Annotated in this window: 9 protein-coding genes and 2 pseudogenes; 4 read left to right on the top strand and 7 right to left on the bottom strand. The window is 45.9% G+C overall.

Annotation, left to right across the window (positions count from 1 at the left end):
* Positions 1–12 precede the first annotated feature (12 nt).
* From RIG27_RS25035 to RIG27_RS25025, 3 genes and pseudogenes are all read right to left on the bottom strand, one after another.
* The gene (locus RIG27_RS25035; protein ID WP_446349708.1) at positions 13–1,602 is read right to left on the bottom strand and encodes a glycoside hydrolase family 57 protein; all 1,590 of its coding nucleotides are present in this window, start codon (positions 1,600–1,602) and stop codon (positions 13–15) included.
* A 111-nt stretch (positions 1,603–1,713) separates the two neighbouring features.
* Positions 1,714–2,098: pseudogene (locus RIG27_RS25030) on the bottom strand (zinc ribbon domain-containing protein); the annotation flags it as partial.
* Entirely contained in the window at positions 2,011–2,262 is a 252-nt protein-coding gene (locus tag RIG27_RS25025; protein WP_446349706.1) for a helix-turn-helix domain-containing protein, read from the bottom strand. The pseudogene RIG27_RS25030 and the gene RIG27_RS25025, both read right to left, overlap by 88 nt.
* A gap of 251 nt (positions 2,263–2,513) precedes the next feature.
* On the opposite strand from RIG27_RS25025, the gene RIG27_RS25020 reads away from it, so the two are divergent.
* Positions 2,514–3,710 carry a histidine kinase gene (locus RIG27_RS25020; protein ID WP_446349704.1) on the top strand — a complete coding sequence of 399 codons (1,197 nt, stop codon included), beginning with the start codon at positions 2,514–2,516 and terminating at the stop codon, positions 3,708–3,710.
* Here RIG27_RS25020 and RIG27_RS25015 read toward each other — a convergent pair.
* On the bottom strand, positions 3,701–3,967 hold the full coding sequence (locus RIG27_RS25015) for a hypothetical protein (protein WP_446349702.1): 267 nt from the start codon (positions 3,965–3,967) through the stop codon (positions 3,701–3,703). The two genes, RIG27_RS25020 and RIG27_RS25015, sit on opposite strands and share 10 nt — an antisense overlap.
* On the opposite strand from RIG27_RS25015, the gene hisZ reads away from it, so the two are divergent.
* The 3 genes and pseudogenes from hisZ to RIG27_RS25000 all read left to right on the top strand — a co-directional run.
* Positions 3,968–5,539 (top strand): ATP phosphoribosyltransferase regulatory subunit, encoded by a 1,572-nt coding sequence (gene hisZ, locus RIG27_RS25010; protein ID WP_446349700.1) that lies wholly within the window; start codon positions 3,968–3,970, stop codon positions 5,537–5,539.
* A 128-nt stretch (positions 5,540–5,667) separates the two neighbouring features.
* The gene (gene hisG, locus RIG27_RS25005; RefSeq protein ID WP_446349752.1) at positions 5,668–6,642 is read left to right on the top strand and encodes an ATP phosphoribosyltransferase; all 975 of its coding nucleotides are present in this window, start codon (positions 5,668–5,670) and stop codon (positions 6,640–6,642) included.
* Positions 6,643–6,758: 116 nt separating this feature from the next.
* Positions 6,759–6,983 (top strand): annotated as a pseudogene (locus RIG27_RS25000) (element excision factor XisI family protein); the annotation flags it as partial.
* A 142-nt stretch (positions 6,984–7,125) separates the two neighbouring features.
* Here the strand turns inward: RIG27_RS25000 and RIG27_RS24995 are convergent.
* From RIG27_RS24995 to RIG27_RS24985, 3 genes are all read right to left on the bottom strand, one after another.
* Positions 7,126–10,026, bottom strand: a complete 2,901-nt coding sequence (locus RIG27_RS24995; protein WP_446349698.1) for a CHAT domain-containing protein — start codon at positions 10,024–10,026, stop codon at positions 7,126–7,128.
* 14 nt (positions 10,027–10,040) lie between these two features.
* A complete protein-coding gene (locus RIG27_RS24990; RefSeq protein ID WP_446349696.1) occupies positions 10,041–10,181 on the bottom strand; it encodes a hypothetical protein in 141 nt (46 codons plus the stop codon).
* A gap of 73 nt (positions 10,182–10,254) precedes the next feature.
* The gene (locus RIG27_RS24985) at positions 10,255–15,228 is read right to left on the bottom strand and encodes a two-partner secretion domain-containing protein (protein ID WP_446349694.1); all 4,974 of its coding nucleotides are present in this window, start codon (positions 15,226–15,228) and stop codon (positions 10,255–10,257) included.
* Positions 15,229–15,244: the final 16 nt, after the last annotated feature.

The raw sequence follows: 15,244 nt of genomic DNA, 5'->3' as shown, positions 1-15,244 counted from the left end.
GCCAAGGAGAGGTCAAAGCGGACGATAAACCCGGTAGTTGATTTGGGGGAAGATATTATCGATTTCCTCGACTTTTTCCAACCAGCCACTGTCGATTTTACCGATTTTGATATCCTCATACAGCTTATTAAACCGCATCAAGTGCGATCGCGTCCGCCGCACGGCATAGGGTACCATAGTTCCTGTCCGCATAATAAACGCCCAGTCCGACGACTGCGCCAGGAGTACCTCTCGCGCCGCCTGGTTAAGTGCTTTCCATTCCAGTTCATCAGCGGGTTCGCGACGCCCTAGCTCAATCATCCGTTCCGCTGCTTTGTGCAGGTGAGGATAAATCCAAGCATTAGTTTCATTGAGCCAATATTCATGGAATCCCTTATACCCCCAACTTGACTGAGAGGGCTTACAAACCTGCTGGGTGGGATTATCCTGCAAATAGTCCGCCAGGTGGGTCATGTCATAAGTCCCCTGATCATACCAAGACTTACGGAACAGATAATCGATAAACCACGGTCCCTCGTACCACCAATGACCAAACAGTTCCGCATCATAAGGGGAAACCACAATCGGCGGACGCTGCATAATTCCCGCCAAATGACCCACCTGTTGTTCCCGGTTAAACATAAAGTTAGCCGCATTTTCCGCAGCTTTTTCTCGCGCCCAATAGGGGTCATACAACGCCTTATCCCCTAACCCTAATCCACGACCTGTGATCCGGTGATATTTAATTCCTGTATTTTTGCGCTGTCCATTGGGCATGATATAGGGCTTAATGTACTCGTATTCGGCTTCCCAGCCTAAATCCTTGTAAAATTCCCGATATTCCGGTGAACCTGGATACCCCACTTCCGAAGACCACACCTGCTGAGAGGACTCGTGATCTCGCCCAAATGCCGCGACTCCTGTCTCCGTATAAATCGGAGCGTAAGTGCCAAAACGGGGACGGGGACGGGCATACAAGATCCCGTGACCATCGGTGAGGAAATAGCGTAAGCCCGCATCAGCGAGTAACCGTTCTACCCCTTCGTAATAAGCGCATTCGGGTAACCACATCCCTTTCGGGGGACGCCCAAAGGTTTGCTCATAATGCTCACAAGCCACCTGAATTTGCGCCCAAACAGCTTGGGGATACATCTTCATCAGCGGAAAATAGCCGTGAGTCGCGCCGCAAGTGATGATTTCCAGGTTATTGCTGTCTAGAAATTGTTTAAATGCGGTTATCAAGTCACCCTGGTACTGTTCCCAGGTTTGGCGAATCAGGCTGAACTCGTTAACGTAATGTTCAGCGAGGTAGCGGATGTGACCATTATGTTTGTTATGCTCGACTTCCTTTTGAACTAATTCCTCAAGTAAGGCAAGATGTTTGTCATAGCGTTCTTGCAACAGAGGATCTTTTAGCATCGACACCAAAGGGGGTGTCATGCTCATGGTGATTTTAAAGTCCACCCCATCCCGCTTTAACCCTTCAAAGACATGCAGGAGGGGGACGTAAGTTTCGGTGATGGCTTCAAATAGCCATTCTTCTTCCAAAACATAGTCACTTTCTGGATGCCGCACAAAAGGTAGATGGGCATGAAGGACGAGCGCAACGTAGCCGATAGCCATAGTGAATAGAAGTCGTGAATTGCTAGATAACGAAAAGTTTAGGATAGCCTGGGAGGTTGACAGTCATTTAAGATTTTAGGACGAAAGGGACAGCAAAAGGATAGATTAACCTCACAAACCGTTCAGTTTTGCGGAAAATCTAAAATAGAGATTAAATTTTGACACTCCTCGCTCTTGCATAGACGGGGATTCTTCTTTCATAGGGAGGCAGAGTTTTACATCTTCGGTGGATGGAACCTTTACCCTCCGTAGAGACGTAGCATGAGGAGTCTCTACCTACCGTGTGTCTCAGGGCTTGCAGTCCTCTAATCTCGACTACTTGGGCCGCAGCTACATCACGATTACAGGTGTACCCACAATACTGACATCTATGAACACGTTGGGATAGCTTCTTTCGGCCCGTCTCTTTCAAGCACTTGGGACAGGTCTGACTTGTGCCTGCGGCGGGTATTTTCTGGAAATACACCCCTCGCTTGAAACAGCATTGGGAGAGAATATTATGGAGCAAGCGTTTATCTGACACTTACGACTATTCACCCAATCTTTTCGCTCAGCTAGCGAGTAGTTGTATACTCGACGACACTGTTCTAGCCACTCCTCAAAAGTGACTACTTGAGCGTTAGTTGGTTTTAGTTTAAATTCGTAGATTCGATTAAACACTTGCTTCGACCTCTTGCAATGTTGGCTGGTATTATACTACATTATTGGTTGATTGTCGTCAGGACGCAATAGACTCGCAACTAAAGTGGCAAGGCTCTTCGCATCGCTCGGTTTCATCGCTGGCTACAGTACGGGGGTGTTCACCTTCGCTACACTATACTCTAAGGAAGCAAAGACCCCCCAGCCCCGAGGCAGTCAAGTCCCATGTTCTCCTATAATTGCCCCAGTTAAGAGTGTTAACACCCAATTTCATGCAGGTCGCTCATGAGAACTCTCCGGATGGGGAAGCCACCTTACAGCTTCTGCTGTTTGTCGATGAGCGCCCCAGTTCCCGGAAACATATCCATCGCATCCGCAACTATCTGGAGTCCTTGAAACAGGACTATCCGTTTGAACTGATGATTGTGAAGGTGGGAGAACAGCCCTATTTAGCCGAACATTTTAAAATTGTAGCCACTCCAGCCCTGCTAAAGATTCATCCCCAACCCCGACAAACCCTAGCGGGAACGAATTTACTCGGACAGTTGCAGAACTGTTGGTCACGCTGGCAACGCTGTATCGAAGACTATAAAGCCGAGTTAACCCAGCAGATGATCTTATCCGCTAACAGGGATATCTCCAGTGAGAATGGCTCATCCGCCAAACCTTCCATGGCATCTTCCGTCGAAGTGATTCAACTCACTGACGAAATTTTTCGCCTCAACCAAGAAAACACAGCACTGCGGGAAAATATCCATTTTAAAGACCAAATCTTGTCCATGTTAGCCCATGACATCCGCAACCCTTTAACCGCCGCATCCATTGCCTTAGATACCCTGCAATTAGGTCAAAACAACCCCAGTCAATCCCCTCGTCCTGAATTGACGCCCACTCTAAAAGCCCGGTTATTTGAACAAGCACGTATCCAACTCCGTACCATCGATCGCATGATTACGGAAATCCTGCAAGCAGCCAAAGGCAGCAACGCCGACTTTTACGTTAAACCCCGCAAACTAGCTTTAGGACCCTTGTGTCAAGATATTCTCAATCAAATGCAGGAGTCCTTCCAACTCAAATCCCAGATTGTGGAAACAGACATTCCCCAGGATTTACCCCCTGTCCATGCCGATAGTGAGTTGGTGCGTCAAGTCATCGTCAATCTGCTAGACAATGCCAACAAATACACCCCAAAAGGGGGTAAAATTCAGGTTTCGATGCTGCACCGCACCACCCAAAAAGTTCAAGTCTCGGTCTATGATACAGGTCCGGGTATCCCGGAAGAAAATCGCGATCGCATTTTTGAGAATCATTTCCGACTCAAACGCGATCAAGGCAAGGACGGGTACGGGATTGGTTTATCCTTGTGCCAACGCATAATCCGCGCCCATTATGGTCGCATCTGGGTCGATTGCCCTACTAAAGGTAAAGGTGGCGGGTGTTTTCACTTTACCCTACCCATTTATCGGTAAACGTTAAAGCGATGTAAAGACGTTCCGATGAAATATCTTTTGTAGGGGCGGGTTTTACCGTTAACCTTGGGTGTTACCCTGATATAACTAAACCCGCCCAGACCTAACCGTTCAATTATCACAAATGACGAATGACGAATGACGAATGACGAATGACGAATGACAAATGACAAATGACAAATGACAAATGACGAATGACGAATGACGAATGACAAATGACAAATGACAAATGACGAATGACAAATGACAAATGACAAATGACCAAAATGCGAAAAACCAAAATTGAACGAGTACGCGGCGTCAACGATGTCTTGCCCGATGATTACGCCATCACTAAACAACTTGAAGATACCCTGCGCCAATGCTTCCAATCCTTCGGCTATCGTCCAATTGACGTGCCACTGATTGAATATACAGAACTGTATTTAAGGAAATCCGGTGAAGAAATCGCCCCCCGTCTCTATGACTTCATCTACCGCAACCGCCGCCTTTGCTTGCGCCCCGAATTTACCGCCTCGGTTGTCCGCGCTTATGTAGACAACCTGCAAGGCGTTCCCCAACCCATTCGCCTCTACTATGCGGGTTCCGCCTTCCGCTACGAACGCCCCCAGAAAGAACGCTACCGCCAGTTTAACCAGATGGGGATTGAACTAATTGGCGCGACAGGGGCGATGGCAGATGCCGAAATTATCGCGATCGCATCCCAAGGGTTAAATCGTTTAGGATTAAGCGGGTATCGAATCGTTCTGGGTCATATTGGCGTAATCTCTAAATTTCTGGATAACCTCCAGATCGAAAGTCGCTTGCGTAGCTTCTTGCTAACCAATATGGAAATTTTACGCAAGGAAGGCAAATCCGCTGTCGAACAGCGTTTGTGTGATATCTATCCCGCCTTTGCCCTCTATACCTCTAACCCCCAACTCAGTCCAGAACAGACGAACCTGGAGACAGTCCACAGCCAACGGTTGAGTCAACTCTTTCAGGGAATGGCAGAATCCGACGCCCAAACTGCGATTCTGGATCTCCTAGACAGCATGAACATTGAATTGGCGGGTAATCGCGACGCCCAGGAAATTGTTGATCGCCTGCTGACCAAAATAAAACGCCAAGATCAAACTGAGAGAGTCAGTAAAGCGCTAGAGTTTATGAGTCAACTGGGACAACTGGTAGGAGAACCCACGGAAGTCTTAAAAGAAGCCCAAACACTCCTCTGTTCCCATGGCATCGATGATGCTGGACTTGAACAACTGCGTGAGATTATTAAGACATTAGAATTCTACAATCTAGATTCTAGTCAAATTAGCCTGGATTTAGGACTTAGCCGAGGATTGCAATACTATACAGGCATGATTTTTGAAATTTATCATGGCGCAGGCAAACAGGAGCGACAAATCTGCGGCGGTGGTCGATATGATGATTTAGTGGGAACCTTCGGCGGACGCCAAGATACCCCAGCCACTGGCTTTTCCTACGGGATGGAACGGCTGAGATTAGCCCTAGAAGCTGAGGGCAAAGTTTGGCAAGTGGATCAATTCGTGGATGTTTGGGTGGTTCCTGTCAGTCAAGATGATGCCGGGTATGCCATTAGTGTTGCTCAAAAATTGCGACATACTGGATTGGCAGTCGCTATGGATCTGAGAGGAAAAAGTGTTTCCAGTAACTTCCAATACGCCGACAAACAAGGCATTCCCTACACCATTCTCGTGGGTTCAGAGGAACGACAAGCGTCAAATGTTGTACTCAAGCAGATGGATTCCGGAGAACAGCAGCAGCTAACCGTAAGCGACGCCGCCAAGTATATTCATGATCGATTAAGCCGGATAACTTGACAAATGATGGTGCTTGCTTTTTTTCAGAAGCGGGTATCACAAATGACCAATGACGAATGACCAATGACAAATCACCAATGACAAATTACCAATCACCCGTTCGCCTCGCTCTCCCCAGTAAAGGAGCGCTGGAACGCTCGACAAGCAGCCTCCTGTCAGCCTGTGGAATGAGTGTCTTTAGACCCAGCGATCGCCAATATTTCGGCTCGATTCCTTCACTCCCTCAAATTAATGTACTTTTCCAACGGGCTGCTGATATTTTCACCAAAGTTGAAGAAGGTAGCGTTGACCTAGGAATTACTGGCTATGATGTCGTCTGTGAAGAAGGCGTGGGTCATGATAATGTCGTGGTTATTCATGACCGTTTGGGTTACGGTAAATGCAAACTGGTATTAGCTGTTCCCGAAAGTTGGGTCGATGTATCCTCGATTGAAGATTTAGCCGAACTCACCCTTCTATTTAAAGAAAAAGGTAAAAACCTGAGAATTGCCACGAAATATCCCAATCTGACCAGAGATTGGTTGTATGAAAAACTCATCGTAAACTTTTCCCTAGTCTCCGTCCAAGGTGCTATGGAAGCCGCGCCCAGTATGGGGTATGCGGACATGATTGCTGATGTCACCAGTACGGGAACTACCCTACGAGAAAACCGCTTAAAGCGGATTGCTGGTGGCACACTGTTAAAGTCCCAAGCCTGTCTGATTGGCAACAAACGATTACTTCAAGAGGATTCGATAAAACTGGACACAACCAAAACGATCTTGGAATTAATTGAGGCAAATCTGAATGCGAAAAAATATGTCTCAATCACGGCAAATGTTCGGGGTCAATCAGCCGATGAGATTGGCACTTATTTAGTCAATCATAGCGAATTGAGTGGTTTAACCGGCTTACGAGGACCCACGATTGCCAAGGTTTATTCTAAGGAAGATAAGGATTGGTATGCGGTAACGATTGTCGTTGAGCAAAACATGTTACTGGCGGCGGTTAATCATCTGAGAAAGGCGGGGGGGAGTGACATGACGATTACGTCACCTGAGTATGTTTTTGGTTCCCAGTCTCAGAATTATCAGGTATTCTTGGAACGGTTAAAGGAAGATTAATAAACAGGGACATCCGATGAATACGATTGAAACGCAAGATGTACGGCGAGGGCAAACGATGACTTATGAACTTGTGAAAAAGTTAGTAATTCAGCGACGGCAATAGACGGCAATAGCGCGATCGCTATCAAGTTCTTAATATTGGTTGGCAAGAACTAACGCGGATATTTGGTTGTATCATTTACGTAGAAATTAAAGATGGTAAAATTTGGATCGAACGCGATGGAACCGAAATCGGAGTGGCTAATGAATTAGTAGAAGCTGGAGTTCCTAAACAAGATATAGTTTTGGGTTTTAAAGCCCCATATAAACGAAAATTTACTGAGTTTGCTGCTAGTTGAAGCAAATAGGAGTCAGGAACTTCACGACAATTACGTCACCGGATTATGTATTTAGTTCCCAGTATCAGAACTATCAGCTATTCTTGGAACGGTTAAAGGAAAAATAATAAATAGGGTCTGCTAAATATACCTTTATACCCCTTTACCGCCAATTACCCACTAGAATATAGGGAGACCAATAATAGGGACTCTGATAGCTTTCTTGTTGTAATAAACTGATCTGAGCGCGGCGCAGGGCTTCGGCTTTAGTAATATTGGGTTGTGCTAGTTCTTGGTAAAATTGACTCATCAGCAACGCGGTAGAGTTATCATTGACATTAAATAAAGACGCGATCGCACTCCGCGCCCCCGCCCTGACTGAGATCCCAGCAATGCCTAACGTCGCCCGTTGATCCCCTGTGGCGGTTTGACAAGCACTCAGCACCAGTAATTCAATCCCATCGGGGCGATTTTCAGTGTGGGTTTGCAGGAATTGATTGAGTTGATTAACATTAATTGGTTGATCATAAGCGAGAATAAAGGTTTCATCCGGACTCGAACTAAATTGTCCATGAGTGGCTAAATGAACCACGCCAAAGGGTTGAGAATTAATTTGGTTTTGAAACGTTTGCCTGGTAAATGCTGAATTGAGTAAGATTTGGCTATGAGGAAGATTCGATTGAATTTGTGCTAATTCATCCTCAACATAAGGAAGGGCTTTAAACCCATGACGGGCTTCACTAAGTCCAGCCGTTAGTAGTTGGAATTGTTCGGATTGCCAGGATTCGGTTTTGGAGAATTGAAGACCAATATTCAGGGCAATACTATAGGTTTCGATCAGGTATTGTTCTCCATCATACAGGGCTGCCATGGGAATTGTTCTGAACGCGCCATCTAAGACAAAGACTAAGGTTTCTAGTTGTTGGGTTTGGGTTAAGTCGTTTTCAATAGGGGCAATCAGCCAATCATAAACTAAACGAAATCGGGAATTAGGATCTAGCCCCGTTTTGTATTCTTGGATATCGTCTTGGAGTTGTTCGATAGTGCGTTCAACTTCCGCTTTCGGAATAAATGTGGTGGTGTGGATGAGTTCCGATTGTTGGGGCAATTTGAGAATAATTTCAATCCGGTTTTCCAGGATAATTGGATAGATAATTGCGGCATTCAAATTCTGTTCATCAATCGCCCGATCAATGGGTAAGGTGGTGGCGTCAGATAAGCGACAACGGAGGAAGTTTTCTAGTTCTGCCACTTGCAAGTCTTCGATGAGTTGACGGGCTTTTTTTAGGTTGGCTTGGCTGGGTTTTCGGCTAGTTTCATCCGGCTGGGAGAGGAGTAAATCTACGAGTTCACGATAGACGGGTTCGATATGATCACGAAAGGAGAATTGTAAGTCGGGATTATTGAGACTGATTAAATCACCACGCAAGGAATCCAGGCTAGTCACCGCTTCCGAATAAGCCGCGATCGCGCTTTGTTTTTCCCCCTGTTTTTTTAACACTCGTCCCAGTTGCCATTGCCATTGATAGGCTAAGTCTTTGGCTTTGATGGCTTCACTCAAAATCAGCGCATTTTCGGTTAAGGTTTGGGCGGGTTCCCATTGTTTATTTTGTTCATAAAGACTGCCGAGATTTCCCAAGGCGTGGGCTTGCGCTCGTTTATCGTTGATGTGTTTGGCTTGGTCAATGGCGGTGAGTAATAGTTTTTCAATGACGGAACTGTTGATCTGGGAATTTAATTTCAGATTGGTTTGCTTGGTGAGCGAAAGTAATTGGATCAGGCTTTGGGCGAAATTAATCTGAGCATAAATAGCCGTGCGATTTAGGGGTAATGCGTCAATTTGATCCTGGAGTTGGGGTAAGGTTTCGAGTTGAGCGTTTAGGGGAGGAGATGGAGCATTTTTGGCTAAATTGGGTGCAGTTTTTGCCAACCATTCCTGATAGTCAATTGCCAAGCTCAATTGATTCAGTTGTGCCTGGATACGGGTAGAGGGGGAAGGGGTAGTCGTTGCCGCTTGTTGATAGGCGGCGAGAGCGGCTGTAACCTTTTCGTTGGCGCGATTTCGGTCAATCGGGATTTGCAGGCGATCGTAGGCGTCTTTGGCACGGGTATAGGCGGCGCGGGCGGTGTTACCTAAACCGAGGAAAGCTTCGCCAGTTTCTTGGCGAGATTGTAACTGTTGAGCAAGGGTTAAACTGAGGTCTAAGAGGTGTTTGGATTGGTCTAAATAGTCATAGTTTTCTGTATCTTTGGGTTGGGGGAATAAGTCGTCTAGAGATTCAACCTGTCCGACAATACGCAGCAGATTTCCCAGACTGCGTAATCCGATAGCTTTGAGTAGAGAATCGGGTTGGTTGGGTAAGGATGGATTAAGCTCAAGTAGAGTTCTCAGGGCTTGACGGTAACGTCCTATTTCTTGTAACGCAAGGCTTTGATAAATTTGACTTTGCGTGATCCCTGTTTGATGATTGAGTTGAGTATAAATTGCCGCTGATTCTTGCCAATTTTTCAGGGCGGCTTCTGGGTTACCAATGGTAAGATGTAGACGACCTTGAATTGTCAGGGTTTGGGCAAGCAGGTTTAAGTGTTGTGAGGAGTTATCGGGATGGGATTGTAATAAATTCAGACTTTTAGTGATAGCGGCTTCGGCATCTTGCCATTGTTGTAATTGTTGATAAGCTAAGGAAAGATTGGTCAATGCCATAGCTTGTTGCTGTACATCACCGATGGATTGGAAAGCAGTAGCGGCTTGTTGGAGGGACGTTATCGCCTGAGAAAATTGTCCATTTTCGTAGAGAGTTCGGCTTTGTTGTAAAAGTTGTGATGGATTCGTTTCAGTTTGGGGAAATTGGGCAAAAGCTGGGATAGAGATGAACGTGGGGAAGAGGGCGGCGCTTAATAGTAACGTTAAAAGGTGAGAGAACCCTTTCAAATAAAATTCTGAGAGCAACTTAAACCCCGTTGAAACAGGTTTAACATTGGGTTTCCGTAGGGGCGCACCGACGTGCGCCCTTTTCCCAGCGTGCGCCCTAGCCATGGTAATCTTGGTATCAAAAATAGTCATAACCTGTCACCCATTTAACTGGTTCGTAGTGCGATCGCGTCACCGAATATATCCTCGATTAGTCTATAGTCCCAGCGATCGCACAACAAGGGGCGGTTGAAACCGCAGCTACACAAACCAAACCCGCCTGCGCGGGTTTCCACAGGGGTTTCCACAGGTTAGTCCTTGTCAAGCGGACGAAAGTTTCGTTTGGTTCCGCGATTTCCTTTTCAACAGGGCTTAAATTGACTATCTCCACTCCCTTGAGCTCCTAGAAGTTTCCGCTTCAGATGATTGGCTACGAATCGTACAAGTGGGTAAAAGCGTCATCGTAGTCGGTTCAGCCGTCAGCACCACTGTTCCATCGGCACGTTTGACCCAACCTTGGGCTTCGATAATCCGGTTTTGGCTGACATGAGTCGCTGGGGTAGAACTCACACTATCGCCTTGATCAAGAGTCACCCAATCGGGTACAGCCACAGCATTACTGACAAGGGCTTCATTGGGATTGGGAGGTAATCCCCCAGATCCAGTGTTATAAAACCGATTGGCATTAACTTCACCAGGTTGACAGTTTTGGGCGACTTCCGGTGGCGCAGGTTGTGTGGGTAAAGCCACTAATCCACTATTGGGGTCAACTGCTAATTCAGTGGTTTCGATAGTCCCCTGTAATCCAAATTCTGAGCTCGCCGTAATATCGCTTTTGGGAGTCAGGTTGGGGCGTTCTCTTAAACCAATAATGCGTTGAGCCGTGATATTAATATTACCGCCATTCCCTTCATAGGCATTGGCAGTAATATCATTGTCTTCATAAGCCGGACCAATAATGAAGCCGTCAGTCGCATCAATGGTAATGTTACCACCATTTCCACCAGCATTAGCTCTACCTGCAGTTGCAGATACTTGACTCTCGTGGCGCATAAGTAACAAATCCAGGTTCTGAAGCCGAATATTGCCACCCTCACCTGAAAAAGCTTCAGTTACAATACCTCCATCGTTAAGAAAAATAGTCGGGGTTGTTATTTCAATGTCACCCGCATCCCCTTGCAAACTTGATGTAACGATGGCAGCATTCTGCATGATTGAAACTGAGTCATCAACATTAACCACAATCCTGCCGCCATTTCCTTGTCCTATGGTGCCGCTCAAAATACCAGAGTTATCGGCGATATACAGGGAGTCAGAGGCTAGGTTAATTTCGCCACCTTGACCGACAGCATTATCATTTACACTGCTATTGATCAAAGCGTTATTTATGAGCTGGATTTGATCATCAACTTGGACAATGATATCACCGGCGTTTCCTTGTCCATTAGTGCTAGTGTCTATGGAGGCGCTATCCCTTAAGGACAATGAACCAGTTTTGAGACGAATTTCACCCCCATTGCCGACAGCTTCAGGTAAAACATTACTGGAAATTCCGGCAAAGTTTTCCACATAAACGGCGTCATTAGTGTCTATAACAATGTTGCCAGCATCTCCTTGTCCCCACGTATTAACAAATATGGAAGCGGTATTCATGAGGGAAAGCGAGTCAGCCGCTATGGTAATCTCACCCCCCTTACCGACAGCTTCAGGGAAAAGACTACTTGATATTGTGCTGGTATTTGCCAAAGAGACAGTGCCATCGGCAAATATTGATATATTCCCTGCCTCTCCTCGGACAACCGTGTCAGTACCAATACTAGAATTATCTAAGGAGAGTGAATCAGCGGTGATGGTAATGTTTCCACCTTTGCCCGAGTCAACACTTCCTTCAATAGCGCCAAAATTGGAGAGCGAAATTTCACCCTGAGCCGTAATTGTTATATTTCCAGAATCTCCTTGCCCCAATGCTCTAGCGCTCACACCAGCCACATTGGTTAACGAAAGTGAGTCAGTTTCAATCGTAATGTTACCCCCCTTACCTGTCGCTGTAGAGTGGGATCTAGCGATAATGACACTATTATTCAAATCTATCCGATCATCAGTGATCACAAACACACTGCCAGCATCTCCTGTTCCCAAAGTGCTACTACTTATAGTAGCACCATCAGTTAAAGAGAGTGATCGTGCTTGAACATAGATATTACCTCCCTTTCCTGAACCCGTCGTTGTACTGCTGATCAAACTATTTGCTGTAGAAATAGAGGCGCGAGTTTTCAGGATAATATCACCAGCAGAAAAAGAACCAAAGGTTTCGATATTTCCTGTCGTGATTTCGTTTTGAGCCTCAAGGTGAATAGAACTTGTCGAACCCAAATGAGAGAAGGTACTCAGAGAACCTCCAGTCGTATCAATTCCTCCTTGGGTACTAATAATACTGATCCTGCCGCTATTACGGAACACACTAGACGCCTCGACTTCTCCTGTTGTAATCTGCTCAAGAGCCATCAATGTAATATCTCCGCCATTTCCCTCAATTGAATAAGAATTTAGTAATCCGGCGGTGGTGTCAATTTTTCCGTTGTTACTGGTAAAATTAATCTCACCACCATGAAAAAACTCAGAAACAGAAGAGATATCGGCGGTATAAATATTACCGTTAGCACTGAGTAAAATATTCCCAGCATTTCCCCTAGTTGAAGCAGAATCTAGCAAGCCGGCTGTGGTATCAATCCCACCGTTGTTACTGGTGAGACTAATCTCACCACTATTGGAAAAGCGAGAAAAAGACCGGATGGTTCCTGTCGTGATATTCTCTTGAGCAATGAACGTAACATCTCCGCCTTTGCCATCAGTGGAAGCAGAAACAATAAACCCAGCGCTCGTGTCAATGGCACCACTGTTACTGGTGAGACGAATTTGACCACTATTGGAGGAGAAGGAAGAAGCCAAAATATCGGCGGTATTAATCGTCCCATTAGCACTGAGTAAAATATCCCCCCCATTTCCCTCAGTTGAAGCAGAATCTAGCTCTCCAGCCGTTGTATCAATTCTCCCATTATTGCTAGTAATACTAATCTCACCACTATTGGAAAAGCGAGAAAAAGACTGGATAGTTCCTGTCGTGATATTCTCTTGAGCAATGAACGTAACATCTCCGCCTTTGCCATCAGTGGAAGCCGAAGCAATAAACCCAGCGCTCGTGTCAATGGCATCACTGTTACTGGTGAGACGAATTTGACCACTATTGGAAGAGAAGGAAGGAGCCAAAATATCGGCGGTATTAATCGTCCCATTAGCACTGAGCCAAATATTCCCCCCATTTCCCTCAATTGAAGAGGAGTCGAGCCATCCGGTTGTGGAATCAATTCTCCCATTAGTGCTAGTAAGACTAATCTCACCACTATTGGAGAAGCGAGAAGAAGAGTTGATGTTTCCTGTTTGAATGTGATCGTGAGCAACGAATGTAATATCGCCACCTGTTCCACCCGTTGAAGCAGAATCTAACTCCCCAGCCGTTGTATCAATTCTCCCATTAGTGCTAGTAAGATTAATCTGACCACTATGGGAAGAGACAGAAAAAGATTGAATATCTCCTGTCGTGATCCCCTCTTGAGCCATAAATGAAATATCGCCACCTGTTCCATCATTGGAAAAGGAAGCTATAGTTCCGGCGGTTGTATCAATCGCGCCATTATGGCTAATGAACCGAATCTGACCACTATTGGCAGAAAAAGAAACAGACCAAATGTTTCCTGTCGTAATAGTATCTTGAGCGATAAGAGTGATCTCCCCTCCATCTCCATCAGAACTAGCCTGTAATTCTCCAGCAGAAACAATACCGCCTCTTGAGTCAATAATGATATCGCCAGCTTTTTCTGGACTATTAGTCCCATCACTATTCGTATTAATACCAAACCCAAAAAAGCCTTTCCCTGTAATTTCTATCTGTCCACCGGGTAAAGCCGGATTCGGCTGATACTGATTCGTCAGCAAAACCACGCCATCGACAACACCAAACTCAAACACGATATCGCCAATAGTGATATCCGCACTTGTCGCCACATCACTTAAACTGGGTTGGTTAGGGTCAAAAAATAAATTAGGGTCTAAAAAAACACCAAAACCGGTTATCCCAGGCATACCGATTTTATCTGGATCAACCCCCGCCCGCACATCAAGCGTTGGTTTTTCACGTCCATCAATTTGGATATCAGTTCCATCGGACAGAGTTATCTTGTCCTGCAAATAATTCGTTTGATCTGTACCTGTAATTATGACTGTACCAATATCAACTTTCCCCCCTGCTAAAATATGCAGTGATGCACCGACATAAACATCAAAACTCACATCACCTCTAGCGCGAATAATTGGGTCATCGGGACTTGACCAACGTCCTAAACTACCATCAAGCTGTTCAATCCGAAAACTGCCGCCTGTGCTATAGTGAGCATCACCACCCACAGTATTCTCTGATCGCAAGACCAAATCTCCCTGAGCAAACAAGCCACTGTCGGGGTGATTCAGGGCAAAAATGTCCACATTTTGGTTCCCCTGTACCAGTAACTGACGCCTAGCCGCCGCGATAAACGGACTCGTTACCGTATCGCGCACCTTCACCGTATCCGTGGCGAATAAGCTTAAATCACCCCCCGCCAATAACTGACCCTGTAAATTCAGCGTCCCGGCTTGCATTGTGAAATCTTGTCCCACCGCCAAATTTCCTCGATTGATAATCGTTGATTGGGGAGAGGTTGACCCATACTGTAATCCCGGTGTCACATTAATCGTTAACAGTGGTGGTGCTTGGGGATTTGTCGCACTAAACTGAGTCCCATTTTCCCAGACTAAACTCTCTGCAGTGGACGCCACAAACGCCCCCCGGATATCGAGGGATGCATGAGGACCAAAAACAATCCCATTGGGATTAAGTAAAAACAAATTGGCATTTCCATTAACGCCCAGTGTTCCCAAAATATCTGAGATATCCGTTCCCGTTACCCGACTGAAAATCGTTTCAATTCCCGTAGGATTGGTGAAATAAACCTGCTGTCCTTCGCTGACATTAAAGTATTGAAAACTGTGGAAGAGATTCGCGCCGCGAACCGCGCCGCCTTCAATTAAATCCACAATCTGTTGATTAATCCTAGCGTTAGGAGTAACGATGGAAGATTCATCCCCCAGAGTGCCATCGGGTGTAATCTGGGCATGGGTGCTATTTCCCGCCAAGAGGACAAAACCCGCTAGTGCGAAAGAACTGCCTAGCTGTAACGTCCAACACCTCAGGCTTGTGCATAAACTTTTTCTAAACATGGCATTTCCCACCCGGCTGCTGCGCGATCGCCTGTTAATTGACAAACGTCTTATTTTTTTG

This window comes from Coleofasciculus sp. F4-SAH-05, from assembly GCF_040222985.1.
Classification (GTDB): domain Bacteria; phylum Cyanobacteriota; class Cyanobacteriia; order Cyanobacteriales; family Coleofasciculaceae; genus Coleofasciculus; species Coleofasciculus chthonoplastes.
Note: the sequence above shows the minus strand (reverse complement) of the source record. Positions and strands in the feature narration are given on the sequence as shown.

Coding starts and splice junctions, on each gene's coding strand:
- RIG27_RS24995 (WP_446349698.1), bottom strand. CDS start 10,026: ATGACTATTTTTGATACCAAGATTACCATGGCTAGGGCGCACGCTGGG.
- hisZ (WP_446349700.1), top strand. CDS start 3,968: ATGACCAAAATGCGAAAAACCAAAATTGAACGAGTACGCGGCGTCAAC.
- RIG27_RS25035 (WP_446349708.1), bottom strand. CDS start 1,602: ATGGCTATCGGCTACGTTGCGCTCGTCCTTCATGCCCATCTACCTTTT.
- RIG27_RS25020 (WP_446349704.1), top strand. CDS start 2,514: ATGCAGGTCGCTCATGAGAACTCTCCGGATGGGGAAGCCACCTTACAG.